At 39.3% G+C, this 13,592-nt stretch carries 15 protein-coding genes; all 15 read right to left on the minus strand.

From position 1 onward, the window contains the following. Nucleotide 1 precedes the first annotated feature (1 nt). Entirely contained in the window at nucleotides 2-472 is a 471-nt protein-coding gene (locus DEX24_RS12355) for an 8-oxo-dGTP diphosphatase (RefSeq protein WP_109306720.1), read from the minus strand. An 806-nt stretch (nucleotides 473-1,278) separates the two neighbouring features. Continuing rightward, nucleotides 1,279-2,226, minus strand: a complete 948-nt coding sequence (gene trxB / locus DEX24_RS12360) for a thioredoxin-disulfide reductase (protein ID WP_109306721.1) — start codon at nucleotides 2,224-2,226, stop codon at nucleotides 1,279-1,281. 79 nt (nucleotides 2,227-2,305) lie between these two features. Continuing rightward, on the minus strand, nucleotides 2,306-3,823 hold the full coding sequence (locus DEX24_RS12365; protein ID WP_109306722.1) for a tetratricopeptide repeat protein: 1,518 nt from the start codon (nucleotides 3,821-3,823) through the stop codon (nucleotides 2,306-2,308). A 119-nt stretch (nucleotides 3,824-3,942) separates the two neighbouring features. After that, complete coding sequence (gene hisIE / locus DEX24_RS12370) at nucleotides 3,943-4,557, minus strand: bifunctional phosphoribosyl-AMP cyclohydrolase/phosphoribosyl-ATP diphosphatase HisIE (RefSeq protein ID WP_109306723.1); 615 nt, start codon at nucleotides 4,555-4,557, stop codon at nucleotides 3,943-3,945. Continuing rightward, a complete protein-coding gene (gene hisF, locus DEX24_RS12375; RefSeq protein ID WP_109306724.1) occupies nucleotides 4,554-5,312 on the minus strand; it encodes an imidazole glycerol phosphate synthase subunit HisF in 759 nt (252 codons plus the stop codon). Before hisF ends, hisIE begins: the two co-directional genes overlap by 4 nt. Continuing rightward, nucleotides 5,313-6,050 carry a 1-(5-phosphoribosyl)-5-[(5-phosphoribosylamino)methylideneamino]imidazole-4-carboxamide isomerase gene (gene hisA / locus DEX24_RS12380; RefSeq protein ID WP_109306725.1) on the minus strand — a complete coding sequence of 246 codons (738 nt, stop codon included), beginning with the start codon at nucleotides 6,048-6,050 and terminating at the stop codon, nucleotides 5,313-5,315. Next, the gene (gene hisH / locus DEX24_RS12385) at nucleotides 6,047-6,682 is read right to left on the minus strand and encodes an imidazole glycerol phosphate synthase subunit HisH (protein ID WP_109306726.1); all 636 of its coding nucleotides are present in this window, start codon (nucleotides 6,680-6,682) and stop codon (nucleotides 6,047-6,049) included. Before hisH ends, hisA begins: the two co-directional genes overlap by 4 nt. Continuing rightward, nucleotides 6,679-7,272, minus strand: a complete 594-nt coding sequence (hisB, locus tag DEX24_RS12390) for an imidazoleglycerol-phosphate dehydratase HisB (protein WP_109306727.1) — start codon at nucleotides 7,270-7,272, stop codon at nucleotides 6,679-6,681. The genes hisH and hisB overlap by 4 nt, the downstream gene beginning before the upstream one ends. Nucleotide 7,273: 1 nt before the next feature. Further along, the gene (gene hisD / locus DEX24_RS12395) at nucleotides 7,274-8,554 is read right to left on the minus strand and encodes a histidinol dehydrogenase (protein WP_109306728.1); all 1,281 of its coding nucleotides are present in this window, start codon (nucleotides 8,552-8,554) and stop codon (nucleotides 7,274-7,276) included. Between the two features lie 15 nt (nucleotides 8,555-8,569). Beyond that, nucleotides 8,570-9,199, minus strand: a complete 630-nt coding sequence (gene hisG, locus DEX24_RS12400) for an ATP phosphoribosyltransferase (protein ID WP_109306729.1) — start codon at nucleotides 9,197-9,199, stop codon at nucleotides 8,570-8,572. After that, on the minus strand, nucleotides 9,189-10,361 hold the full coding sequence (locus DEX24_RS12405; RefSeq protein WP_109306730.1) for an ATP phosphoribosyltransferase regulatory subunit: 1,173 nt from the start codon (nucleotides 10,359-10,361) through the stop codon (nucleotides 9,189-9,191). Before DEX24_RS12405 ends, hisG begins: the two co-directional genes overlap by 11 nt. Nucleotides 10,362-10,525: 164 nt before the next feature. Further along, on the minus strand, nucleotides 10,526-11,041 hold the full coding sequence (locus tag DEX24_RS12410) for an acyltransferase (RefSeq protein ID WP_109306731.1): 516 nt from the start codon (nucleotides 11,039-11,041) through the stop codon (nucleotides 10,526-10,528). Then, nucleotides 11,034-11,684, minus strand: coding sequence for a pyrophosphatase PpaX (gene ppaX / locus DEX24_RS12415; RefSeq protein WP_109306732.1), 651 nt, complete (start codon nucleotides 11,682-11,684; stop codon nucleotides 11,034-11,036). The genes DEX24_RS12410 and ppaX overlap by 8 nt, the downstream gene beginning before the upstream one ends. A gap of 77 nt (nucleotides 11,685-11,761) precedes the next feature. Then, entirely contained in the window at nucleotides 11,762-12,571 is an 810-nt protein-coding gene (gene lgt, locus DEX24_RS12420) for a prolipoprotein diacylglyceryl transferase (RefSeq protein ID WP_109306771.1), read from the minus strand. Between the two features lie 25 nt (nucleotides 12,572-12,596). After that, the gene (gene hprK / locus DEX24_RS12425; RefSeq protein WP_109306772.1) at nucleotides 12,597-13,523 is read right to left on the minus strand and encodes an HPr(Ser) kinase/phosphatase; all 927 of its coding nucleotides are present in this window, start codon (nucleotides 13,521-13,523) and stop codon (nucleotides 12,597-12,599) included. Nucleotides 13,524-13,592 lie beyond the last annotated feature (69 nt).

Genomic DNA, 13,592 nt, shown 5'->3' on the forward strand with positions numbered 1-13,592 from the left:
ATTAATTCCCTTCGTTGGATCTTTGTATTTTTTCGTCTAAAAGCTGAAATTCTTCCGTATATGTGAATGTGCCATATTGTGTCCCTTTATTATTTACAGCAAAGAGTAAATTCGTACGATCCCCCTCTGCCATTGGCAAGGTTTTTAACTCATCTACATGATGCCATTCGAGAATGCCTTCTCGTGTTTCTGTATACGGAATCCCTTCGAGGTCATTCGCTACAAAAGTAAAAAGCATCCATTCATCTACGACGTTATTGTTTTTTTGAATCACCATTGTATAAATACCTTTTAAATGTGGATTAACGGCTTTTGTACCTGTTTCTTCAAAATATTCTCTGCTCGCAGCATCAAAAATAGATTCTCCATCTTCAATCTTGCCACCTGGCGCTACGTACCATCCACGTCTAGGCTTCTTCAAAAGAAGCACCTGATCTTCTTTGCGTACAATCAAATTTGCGATTCGTTGCAAGTACGCCACCCCATTTCTGTCTAGTATCATTGTCTCTTATTTCTATATTCTATTATACACTGTTCCGTGTGTGTCGTACAAAATTAATTCACTTTATAGCCTACTCATTGTATCAATTGATCGTTGTTTTCTGTCATCGATCTCGTCGACACTGCGATTCATACGAAGATGGATGACCGATTTCTTGCGCTATTTTTAGTATTCGTATAGTGGTGAAGCGCCCGCTAGAATTTATAGCGTCTTTCCCCTTGCTCATATTACTTTATAGGTAATATGGACAGTTTGAGGAGATTTTTAGTACGCCATCATTTTTGAGGTTCTACGTCAAATAGTGGGGTGCGTGATTTGGATTTTTCACATCACGCCACTTTTTCTATTTATTCGTTTCGGATGAATGCTTTCCAGCAGGAGGACCCGTCTTTTGTTACACAAATCATTCACCCTAAATGCCAACCCATTTCTTTATACTTCATATTTAATCAAATCTTCGCTCGAAAATGAACAACGCGTCTACAGCCAAATGTATAGCGTTTGAAAAAATTTTTTTATTGTTAATACCTTCTAAAAAACTATTTACACGCTCGACTTGTCCGTTTTCAAGTGTACAAATCGTTGGCGTTGTGGTTTTTTGCGTTACATACCACAAGCTCACGTCCCCTGCGAAATTAGTTAAAACGAGGCATACGGAAAACGTCAAGCAGAGGTGATCTTGTTTGAAAATCCCAACAAATAATATAGAGCCATAAAATGAAAAGATGACCGTTCGGCAGGTTTTGCCAAGCGGTCATCTTATTTGGTCATATGAATTACTTAGTAGCTAGTTCTTCTTCAAGTGTTTCAAGATAAGCTTGAACTGCTTGAGCAGCGATACTACCGTCACCTGTTGCTGTAACGATTTGGCGTAATGTTTTTTCACGAACATCACCTGCTGCATAAATTCCTGGTACTGAAGTTTCCATATTTTCATTTGTTGGAATATATCCTGCTTCATTTAGAATACCAAGATCAGTAAATGGTTCAGTTAGTGGATTCATACCGATGTAGACGAATACGCCATTCGTTTCCACTTCTTCTGTTGTACCGTCCTGTGTATTTGTTAATGTAACACTACCAACTTTACCATCTTTTTCGTGAATTTCAGTCACGGTATTATTCCAAATAAAATCAATTTTCTCATTGGCAAATGCACGATCTTGAATAATTTTTTGCGCGCGTAATTTATCACGACGGTGAACGATTGTTACTTTTTCAGCGAAGCGTGTTAAGTAAATTCCTTCTTCAACTGCTGAATCTCCGCCACCTACTACAATTAGGTTTTTGTTGCGGAAAAATGCGCCATCACATACGGCACAGTAGCTGACACCGCGGCCACCTAATTCTGATTCGCCTGGTACGCCCATTTTTTTGAATTGAGCACCTGTTGTAATGATAATTGCACGTGTTTTATACTCTTTAGAACCGGCTTTGATTGTTTTATATTCTTTACCATCCGTTACTTCTAAAACATCTCCGTATGCATATTCTGCACCGAATTTTTTAGCGTGATCGAACATTTTAGTAGAAAGCTCAGGTCCTAAGATTGAGTCAAATCCAGGATAATTTTCAACTTCTTCCGTATTGGCCATTTGACCACCTGGAATACCTCTTTCAAGCATAAGTGTTGAAAGATTGGCACGCGATGTATAGACAGCAGCAGTCATCCCAGCTGGGCCTGCACCGATTATAATGACATCATAAATTTTTTCTTCTGACATATTGAGTTCCTCCTAAATATATAAGCTATCTCATATCGATTATAGTATGGCATGTTACGTCGTTGTTCAAGTTATATGCCTAGCGATCAAACATTGGTAAAAACGGCATTAATTCATTTATATACTTAGTTAATGTTTGAGATGTGATTCCATAATAGTCTGCCACTGATTTTTTTGTAATTTTCATTCGCGATGATTTGTACATGTATTCAGCTGCTGCAGCATGCGCTATTGGATTTTTGAATGTATAACCTTTTGCTAAAGCTCGATCACAAAGCATAAACCACATTTGGAATAAGAAGGTATCTTCGATTTTCATCGGCTCTATATCTTTATACAAAATCTCAGCCACTTCTAGTGCACGTAAAATCGGTGCTAACGCGGCATCATCTTGTAGCTCATGTCCAAGTGCATAGGCTAAAAAGATTTTTTCTATGTGATTGCAGCGATCTACATCGACAATTTTTGGATGTGAAATAATCTCTTGCTTATACGGTGTTTTACTTAATAAATAAAGACCCAAAAGACGTTCAGAGCTATAATCATGCTCGAGCTTACCAACGATAAAATCACGATCATTTAGTATTTCGTCTTCTTCTAATGCCTCCGTCGACCACGGTTCAAAACCAGCCTTGGATGGATCCATCTCAATTAGTTGCTTCCATACATCTTCTGCAAAGCGATCATGTCCAGCGAAATAAGCGGAATGTGCAAGCCAGAAATAGAAGCCTGTATCGCCAATATACCCTTTCGTATATAAGCTTTTCAGCCACTTGTACGCCTCATCATACTTACCAACTAGTGCTAATGTGGCACCTAATTTAAAGCGATGTTCAAAATTATAGGGATGTAACTTCACTAACGTTTCAAGCAGTAACGCAAGTTCTTCTTTTTCTTGCTCATAATAGGCAATCACTGTCAAATTACACAGTGCATGTAAGTTACCGTAGTTACCTAGCAACACTTCATGCAATAAGGCTCTTGCTTGTTCACCCTCGCCTTGATAAAAATAGGCAAGTGCTAAATTATTATAGGCTGCCCAATAATCTGGATGATCTGCAATAATATTTTCGAATAATTCAATTGCTTTTTCATGTTGACCAGATTCCATTAAAGTACGTGCTTTTTCTTGCTCAATTGCAAGTGCTGGTGCTGGTTCATCTATATCCTTTGGCATTTCATCTAAAATCGATTGTGAAAAATCAATTATTTCAAGTGCTTCTTCATAAAAATCGCCCTCATCATCTATTTCTAAATACAATTGTCCATAGTGAATAGCATCTTCTAAATAGCCTAAAGTTGCAGATGTTTCGGCTAAAAATAACACAATTTCTGGGTGTCTAGCTTGCAAAGTATCCGCTTCAAGAAGGAGCGTTCTTGCCTTATCTGTATTACCTAGTTCTAGTTCAACGACCGCGTATTGCAGTAGGATCATTGCGTCATTAGGGCTGAGCTCACTGGCTCTTTGTAAATAGGTCATCGCTTTATGAACGTTTCCACGTTCCAAGCATTTCAGCGCTTTTTCATAGTAAAAGTCACCTGTTGGAAGGAAGGAAACGATATTAGGTTTTATAGGTTTTTGACTTTTATTTTCCAAGAAAATTCCTCCGAAAAGCAAAAAGAACGTAATATTACGTTCTTTTGCATAGTACCGTATATTATAGCATATTTTCTCTCTCTATGACATGAAAAGAGACCGAGGAGTATTTCTGGATTTTAATGTTTATCATGACGCTTTTGTAAAACGCCAAGGACATCGTATAAGTCGAGTTTTTGCTCTTGTAATAATACAAGAAGATGATAAATTAAATCTGCAGCTTCCCATTTCAGTTCCTCTGCATCACGATTTTTGGCAGCAATCACTACCTCTGTCGCTTCTTCTCCAACCTTCTTGCTAATCTTATCGATTCCTTCATTAAAAAGATATGTAGTATACGCATCTTTTGGCAACTCCACTTCACGTGTTGCAATGACTTGCTTCAACTGGTCCAAAATATCCAGTGAACCAAGATCAGATGGTTTTTTCAGCACTTCTTTGTGGAAACAACTTGTTGCGCCAGTATGGCAAGCTGGACCATTTGGTAATACTTCGAGAACGATCGCATCCGCATCACAATCTAAGCGTATAGCCATCACTTGTTGCGTATGGCCGCTTGTCGCACCTTTATGCCATAATTCTTGACGTGAGCGTGAATATAGCCATGTTTCACCCGTACTACATGTCTTGTTATACGCTTCCTCATTCATATACGCTAGTGTCAAAACTTCCTTCGTTTGAGCATGTTGAATAATCGTTGGTATCAAACCTTGTGCATCATATTTTATAGTCATCTGATTGCCACTCCCTGATTACGTAAATAATCCTTCACTTGTTGAACGCTTGTTTCTTTATAATGGAATATCGACGCAGCTAGTGCAGCATCGGCATCTGCTTCTGTAAATACTTCATAAAAATGCTCGGCATTTCCAGCCCCACCACTCGCAATCAATGGAATATTTACCACTTTACGTAGAGCGGTCATAAGTGCTATATCAAAGCCTGTTTTCTTCCCATCACCATCCATCGATGTGACGAGTAATTCTCCTGCCCCAAGTGCAGCAACTTGCTGTGCCCATTCAATAGCCGAGCGTTCGAAGCGATTGCGACCACCATGCGTATAAATCATCCAAGTATCCTCTTCTGCACTCCATTTTGCATCGATTGCAACAACGATACATTGTGAACCAAAGTAATCAGCACCTTCTTTTATAATAGAGGGGTTTTGTAGTGCTGCAGAGTTCAGCGAAACCTTGTCTGCACCCGCACGTAGCATACGTTTCATATCCTCCAACGTCCGAATACCTCCACCTACGGTAAACGGAATAGACAAAGTAGACGCTGTTTGTCGTACGACGTCTTCCATTGTGTCGCGCCCTTCCACTGTCGCTGAAATATCGAGAAATACAAGTTCATCCGCTCCTTGTTCATTGTAAAATGTCGCAAGTTCTACTGGGTCACCAGCATCTCGTAAAGAGACAAACTGTACACCCTTGACAACGCGTCCTTCTTTCACATCCAAGCATGGAATAATACGTTTTTTCAACATCTATTTTGCCTCCTCCAGTGCTTGAGTTAATGTGAATTGGCCTGTATACAATGCTTTTCCAATAATGACACCACGAATCGAAGTATTTTCAGCTGCTCTTTTTACTGCTTGAATATCCGCCAGCGAACTCATCCCTCCAGAAACAATGACTTGAGCTCCTGTGTTATTCGCTAATTGTTCATTCGCTGTAATATTGGGACCTTGCAATGTACCATCTGTCGCAATATCTGTAAAAATAATATGTTTTGCACCCTGTTCGATGAAATATCGTCCTACTTCTACTGCGGATTGGTTAGATGTTTCGAGCCAACCATGTGTCGCAACCATACCATCTTTGGCATCGATGCCTATAACAATGCGCTCCGCTCCAAATTTCTCGATGAAGCGAACAACTAATTGTGGTTCACGTATGGCTAAACTACCAATAATAACGCGATCTACGCCATTTTCTAAATAGAAACGAACATCTTCTTCCGAGCGGATACCTCCACCAATTTGCACATGAATATCAAGTTGTTGTGCTACGCGAATAACGTCTGCTGCATGCACTCTTTCGCCATCCTTTGCACCATCTAAATCGACCATATGGACAAATTTCGCTCCCGCTTGTGCAAAACTTTTTGCCATGTCAAAAGGTGAGTCACCATAGATTGTTTCCTGCGCATAATCTCCTTTATATAGACGGACACATTTGCCCCCCCGCATATCAATTGCTGGATAAATATCAATTGTCGTCATGTCGTTTGCTCCTTCACTTGAACCGTATTTAACCATCCCTCTAGTAATGCCATACCGCATTCCCCCGATTTTTCAGGATGAAATTGCATACCCGTTACATTGTCTTTATGAACGATTGCTGGCACTACTTGGTCCGCATATTGTGCATACGCACTTAACTGTTGTTCATCATATTGACTAGCGTAATATGAATGAACAAAATAAACATGTCCATCTGTTTTTTGTGCTGCTGTCAACCAACTTTCAGGTTGAGGAAAGTGTAAATTATTCCACCCCATATGTGGAATTCTGTATTGTATACTACTGAATTTTTTAATATGACCCTTCAATATACCGAGCCCTTTATGTTGGCCATTTTCTTCGCTTGATTCGAAGAGTAGTTGCATGCCTAAACAAATACCCAGCAACGGCTTGTCACTCACTGCTACATCATTAATCAACTGACATAATCCGCTGCGATCCAAGCATTTAATAGCATCTTCAAATGCGCCAACTCCAGGTAATATTAAAGCATCTGCCATTTGCAATTCAGTGGCATCGGATGACGTCACCACATCAACACCCAGCCTTTTAACTGCCTGCTCTACACTAAATAAATTTCCCATACCATAATCGATTATGCCAATTTTCATCCAAGTAACCCCTTCGTTGATGGCACACCCTCAACTCGGGCATCTAATTGAATTGCCATATCTATTGCACGTGCCAACGCTTTAAAAATCGCCTCAATAATATGATGTGTATTGTGCCCGTATGGTACGACAATATGAACATTCATGCGTGCCTCCAAAGCAAATTTCCATAAAAATTCATGAACGAGTTCCGTATCAAAAGTGCCTACCTTAGCAGTAGGCATCGTCGCACGAAATTCGAGATGTGGTCGATCAGAGCAGTCGATATATACTTGTGCTAACGCGTCATCCATCGGAACGAAAGCATGCCCATAACGTTTAATACCTCTCTTATCGCCCAATGCTTGACGAATCACTTGGCCTAGCACAATACCTAAATCTTCCGTCGTATGATGATCATCAATTTCGACATCCCCATGAGCTAATATCGAGCCATCATATAGACCGTGTTTCATGAACAAATCTAACATATGGTCCATGAAAGGCACACCTGTATTGACTGTAGATTTACCTGTGCCATCCAAATTTAATTCGATATCAATTTGTGTTTCATTCGTCTTTCGCACTATTTTAGCGATGCGTTGCGTCATATTATATCGTCTCCTTTCGCCAAGCTCTAGATTCTACTGCGCGTGCATGTCCTTCCAATCCTTCAAGCCTTGCTAATCGCGCTATTTTCGGTGCGTGATCCTGCCATGTTTTCTCTGTGTAATAGATGATGCTAGTCTTTTTCAAGAAATCATCGACATTTAAACTAGAAGCAAAGCGCGCTGTACTGTTTGTCGGCAATACATGGTTTGTTCCTGCGAAATAATCCCCTATCGGCTCTGAGCTGTACCGTCCGATGAAAATAGCTCCTGCATTTTTTATCTGTTCACTCACTACTTGTGCATTTTCTGTGACAATTTCTAAGTGTTCTGGTGCTAGTTGATTAATTGCATCAACAGCATCCGCGATAGATTGCGCGATATAAATCACACCAAAATCTTCTATAGAACGTCTTGCAATAGCCTGTCTTGGTAATGTCACCAACTGTTTTTCTATTTCTATTTGGACGTTTTTTGCCAATGTTTCACTCGTTGTAATCAACACTGCACAAGCCATTGCATCATGCTCTGCTTGCGATAATAAATCTGCTGCAACTTCATCTGCAAAAGCGGTATCATCCGCAATCATTGCAATTTCACTTGGGCCCGCAATCATGTCGATTGCAACAACACCAAATACTTCACGTTTCGCTAATGCGACATATATATTACCTGGTCCGGTGATTTTATCGACTGCAGCAATAGTCTGTGTACCATATGCCATTGCTGCGATGGCCTGTGCACCACCCATTTTATATATTTCAGTAATGCCTAAAATCTGAGCCGCTGCTAAAACTGCTGCTGGCAATTTACCTGTAGCATCACATGGTGTTGCAATGACGATCCGTTCCACTCCCGCTACTTGCGCAGGAATAACATTCATCAAGACAGAAGAAGGATATGCTGCCGAACCACCTGGTACATATAAACCAACCGCTTGTAACGGTAGGATACGCTGCGCTAAAAAAGAGCCATCTGCCAATGGTAACTGAAAGCCTTGACGTTGTTGCTCTTCATGATAAAGACGGATATTTTGTGCTGCCTCCGTCAAATCCGCAATAATCTGTACATCGACCTCTGCAAATGCTTGAGCCATCTCTTGCGCACTTACTTTAAAATCAGATAATGCAACACCATCAAATTTTTCTGTATAGGCAGCTACTGCTGCGTCCCCATTTTTTTGAACATCTGCAATGATTGTACGCACGGTCGCTAATTGCTGTTCATTGCCAGTTTCAAGTTGACGCTTCAGTGATAGTTCCGGTGTTAATTGTTGAATTTTCATTTATTTGGCACTTCCTTACTTAACACATTTTTTCAAACGACGAACAAGATCTGTAATACGTTTATTTTTCATTCTGTAACTAGCTGGATTGGCAATTAATCGCGATGATACTGCCGTTATATAGTCATATTCTACAAGACCATTTTCTTTCAATGTTTGACCTGTTGATACGATATCGACAATGCGATCTGCAAGGCCAATCATTGGCGCTAATTCGATGGAGCCATTTAGCGCAATAATTTCGACCTGCTCACCTATTTCGCGATAATAAGCTGACGCAATATTCGGATATTTCGTGGCAATTCTCGGTGCAATATCATCAAGTTTTGTCTGTGGCAAACCCGCTGATGCAATATGACAATTACTTATTTTCAAGTCGAGTAACTCATGCACTTTTCGTTGCTGTTCTAATAATGTGTCTTTTCCTGCAATACCAATATCAGCCACTCCATGTTCTACATATGTAGGAACGTCTGTAGGTTTTGCCAGTATAAAACGAATATTTTCACCTGGTATTTCTAACATGAGTTTACGGGAAATATCCATTGTTTTTGGTAAATCAAAACCGGCATCAATGAGCATATCATAGGCCTCTTCAAAAATCCGTCCTTTTGGCATAGCGATTGTCAGTTGATTAGTAGTCATTGTCTATACCTCCTTGAGCGATGCGTACGACTGCTGAAAAATTCTTTTCAAATCGCGCAATATCATCGATCCCTTCAATCGCTTGCATCGTCGTTCGGCGACCTTGTCGTCTTAATGAAGCGGTTGTTTTCAAGGCTTTTTCAAATTGAGTGGCTACATAGAGTACGAGTACAGTATCTACAGTCAACTGTTTTTTTGGCATCGCTTCAAGCAATTGATCGATGCGCAAAGCAAAACCAATGGCGCTTGCTGCATAGCCAAATTCTTGTAACAAACCATCATAACGACCTCCATTACCAACAGGATAACCTGTATTTTCTGCAAATACTTCAAATAACATGCCTGTATAGTAATTCATATGGCTCGCTAAAGTGAAATCAAAATCAATATAGTCCAACGCATTGGCAATTTCCAAAACGGAAGCTAGCTGTTCCATATAAATAAACATATCTTTATCATATAAGAATTTTGAAATTTGACGGATATTTGTGAGTTCAGTCGCTTCTTGTAAAAAGGCAAATAAAATAGTTGCTTGCTCTGGCGCCAAATTAAATGAATGGACCGCCTCTTCAAAGCCAACATAGTTTTTATCTACTAATAATTGATGTAATACGCTATATTGTTGTTCGTCATCGACATTTTTACGGATGATTGCATCTAAAATGCCCGCATGACCAATCGTTATTTTAAAAGTAGCAATTTCTAATGTCTTCATAAACTCAATCGTTGTTAAAATAGCTTCGCAGTCAGCATAAACAGAATCGTCGCCAATAATCTCAATCCCCATTTGTTCGTATTCTGCGGGGCGACCACCTTCTAGTTCTTGCGCACGAAAAACATTTGAAAAATAGGCGAGACGTAATGGGATTTTTTCATTTAGTAACTTTGTCGTGGCTATACGAGCAATTGGCGTTGTCATATCTGGACGTAATACCAATGTATTGCCTTGTGAATCGACTAATTTAAATAAATTAGACTCTTTAATAGCCGATGACTTCCCAACCGTTTCATAATATTCTAAAGTGGGTGTTTTAATAAATTCAAAACCTCTTCCAAGTAAAAACTCGCGACCAATTTGACGAATCGATTCTTTCTTTTCGAAAATTGTAGGCAATGTATCGCGCATACCTAATGGTTTTTCGAAGGGACGAATGGTTGACATATATACACTTCCTTATCGATACTTTAGTTCACTAGAGTGCTAACGTGATAGTGTATGTAAGTTTAACGCAACAATCGATGTTCGTCAATAGCATTCACAGCAGTTTTTGCTCTAAAAAAAGTGTCGACCATGCTATATAAGCATTAGTCGACATTTTTTATAACTTACGATTTTTCAGTTGATTGTTGTTGACGTTGTTCTTTTGTATAAATCACTTGCATCGGATTACCTCCAACCATGGCTCCCGCTGGTACATCCTTATGTACCAGCGTCATGGCTGAAACAACCGCATCATCGCCAATTGTTACGCCCGGTAAGATTGTAGAGTTGGCACCAATCATGACACGATCACCAATGCATACATCGCCGAGTCGGTATTCTTCTATTAAATATTCATGTGCCAAAATAGTTGTATTAAAACCAATAATCGTATCGCTCCCCACTGTAATACGCTCTGGGAACATTGTATCTGGTACAACCTTTAATGCGAAAGCCGTACGTGCTCCAATGGTCATTTTTAACAGCCGGCGATACATCCAATTTTTCACTGCTAAAAATGGCATGATTCGGGCAATTTCAATGACAATAAAACATTTTGCTACCTTCCAAAAAGACACAGTTTTATATATTTGCCATAGCGATGACGAACCTTCCACCTTATATCGCTCGGTTTTACGCATATTGTTGAATCTCCATAATTGTTAATAAATCTTTCATCGAATACAAAAGATAGGTTGGATTGTATTGTTGTAACACTTCTGGACCTTTTAATGACCAAGCTACACCAGCTGTATGAACTCCAGCATTTTGCCCACCTTCAATATCATGATAATTGTCCCCAATCATAATGACCTGCGCTTTTTCTAGACCTAAATTTTCCAGAGCCAACAATACCGGTTCAGCGTGTGGTTTGACATGTACGACATCATCGTTGCTGACGATTGTATCAAACAACTCAGCAACACCTAAAATATGAAGACCACGCAGCAATGCTTCTCGACGTTTTGTTGAAACGATTGCTAATTTTAAACCACTTTCTTTTAATCGTGTTAATACTTCAACGACATCTGGGAATTCCTTTACAAGCTCATCATGATGTTGACGATTCCATGTAATATATTCTGCAATCAGTACATCAACATTTTTGGCATCCACTTCTGTAAAAGAGTCTTTTAAGGATGGTCCAATAAATTTTTGTAATGCTTCTCGTGAATATTTCCCAGGAAATTTCGGCTCAATTACATGATGAAATGTATCCAATATTAAATCATTTGTATCTAGTAATGTTCCATCAAAATCAAATAATAATCCTTTGTATTGCATCGTCATACACTCCTCTTCCATATGAAATAACCCGGTTCTACTAATTAGCAGAGCCGGGTGTATTTAATAGCTAGCTATTACTTATCTTTGTATTTAATGACTGGTTTCACTTTATAACGGCGATAGATGAAGATTGCTGCCGCAGCGATTAAAGCGATTAGTGACACCATTTGCGCGGTACGTAATGGTCCAATATACAAGCTATCTTCACGCATGCTTTCAACGAAGTAACGCCCAAATGAATACCACATAATATAAATAAGGAAAAGTTCTCCTCGATGTAAATTTACTTTGCGTAATACAAGCAATAACACTAATCCAATAATATTCCATAGCGATTCATAAAGGAATGTTGGATGATGATAGAAGCCAGCTACATTCATTTGTTCAATAATCCAATCTGGAATATAAAGATTTTCTAAAAATGAGCGCTCTACAACTCCACCATAAGCTTCTTGATTCATGAAGTTACCCCAACGGCCAATTATTTGTCCAATTAAAATAGATGGCGCTAAAACATCCGCTATCTTCCAAAAGCTTAGTTGACGTTTTTTAGCAAAAACAAGCGCCGTAATAACCGAACCAATCAATGCGCCATGAATAGCGATTCCACCATTCCAAATAGCAATAATCTCATTGAGGTGATCCTTATAGTATCCCCACTCAAATATCACATAATAGATTCGTGCACTGATGATGGCAATGGGTACTGCCCATATAAGTAAATCTGTTAAGGTATCTTCTTTGAAACCTCTTTTAATCATTTCACGCTGTCCTACTAAATAGGCAACAATAATACCGCTAGCAATAATAATACCGTACCAGCGCACATCAATTGGTCCTAGTTGTATGGCAACTGGATCAATACTCATTAATAAAAAATCCATCATGCTCTCCCTCCACGACAAGTCATTATTGAGACTTGCCCTGTATAACATTCTCTAGTCTTTTTGTAAACTCTTCAGCAGAATTGACACCGAGATTTTTCAGTCTATGATTCATTGCCGCGACTTCAATAATTACAGCTAAATTTCGTCCTGGTCGAACAGGAATCGTCAACTTTGTTAACTCGGAATCTAAAATTCGCATCGTTTCAGTTTCAATCCCTAGTCTATCATATGTTTTTTCCGCATCCCAAGTCTCAAGGTCGATCACAAGTGATATTCTTTTATATTTTCGTACAGCTGATGCGCCAAACATCGTCATAATATCAATAATACCAATTCCTCTAATTTCTAAAAGATGGGCAATTAGTGGCGGTGCACTACCGACCAGTGTATTTTCACTTTCTTGATAAATCTCAACGCAATCATCGGCAACAAGACGATGGCCTTTTTTTACTAGCTCTAACGCCGTTTCACTTTTACCGACACCACTATTGCCGGTAATAAGTACACCGATGCCATAAATATCAACTAATACGCCATGAACTGCTGTAGAAGGTGCTAGTCGGCTTTCCAAATAATTTGTTAATTTACTCGAAAAACGAGTTGTTGATAAATTGGTCGTCAAGACCGGCACATGATTTTCAGCCGATGCTGCAAGCAATTCTTCTGGTACATCCATATTATGTGAAATAATAATAGCTGGTGTATCTTCTGCACATAGTTTGAGCATTCTCTCTACTCGTTCATTTGCTGGTAGCATTAAGAAAAATGATAGTTCAGTTTTGCCTAATAGCTGAATACGCTCCGCAGGATAATGCGTAAAATAACCCGCCATTTCAAGGCCAGGTCTTGAAATATCACTCGTTAAAATATGACGTCCGATTCCTTCCTCACCACTCATGAGCTTAAGGTTTAGTTCTTCCATCACGTCTCTCGTACACACTTGATCCAACATGTTCACACCCTCTCATAATAATGCTATTTTACCATGTCATTGCTAGTTTATCTTCAAAGAAATACT

This window comes from Kurthia sibirica (assembly GCF_003143975.1).
GTDB lineage: Bacteria > Bacillota > Bacilli > Bacillales_A > Planococcaceae > Kurthia > Kurthia sibirica.

Coding starts and splice junctions, on each gene's coding strand:
- hisIE (WP_109306723.1), bottom strand. CDS start 4,557: ATGACTATAAAATATGATGCACAAGGTTTGATACCAACGATTATTCAA.
- hisB (WP_109306727.1), bottom strand. CDS start 7,272: ATGACGCAACGCATCGCTAAAATAGTGCGAAAGACGAATGAAACACAA.
- trxB (WP_109306721.1), bottom strand. CDS start 2,226: ATGTCAGAAGAAAAAATTTATGATGTCATTATAATCGGTGCAGGCCCA.
- DEX24_RS12410 (WP_109306731.1), bottom strand. CDS start 11,041: ATGCGTAAAACCGAGCGATATAAGGTGGAAGGTTCGTCATCGCTATGG.
- lgt (WP_109306771.1), bottom strand. CDS start 12,571: ATGGATTTTTTATTAATGAGTATTGATCCAGTTGCCATACAACTAGGA.
- hisH (WP_109306726.1), bottom strand. CDS start 6,682: ATGAAAATTGGCATAATCGATTATGGTATGGGAAATTTATTTAGTGTA.
- hisA (WP_109306725.1), bottom strand. CDS start 6,050: ATGACGACAATTGATATTTATCCAGCAATTGATATGCGGGGGGGCAAA.
- hisG (WP_109306729.1), bottom strand. CDS start 9,199: ATGACTACTAATCAACTGACAATCGCTATGCCAAAAGGACGGATTTTT.
- hisD (WP_109306728.1), bottom strand. CDS start 8,554: ATGAAAATTCAACAATTAACACCGGAACTATCACTGAAGCGTCAACTT.
- ppaX (WP_109306732.1), bottom strand. CDS start 11,684: ATGCAATACAAAGGATTATTATTTGATTTTGATGGAACATTACTAGAT.
- hisF (WP_109306724.1), bottom strand. CDS start 5,312: ATGTTGAAAAAACGTATTATTCCATGCTTGGATGTGAAAGAAGGACGC.
- DEX24_RS12405 (WP_109306730.1), bottom strand. CDS start 10,361: ATGTCAACCATTCGTCCCTTCGAAAAACCATTAGGTATGCGCGATACA.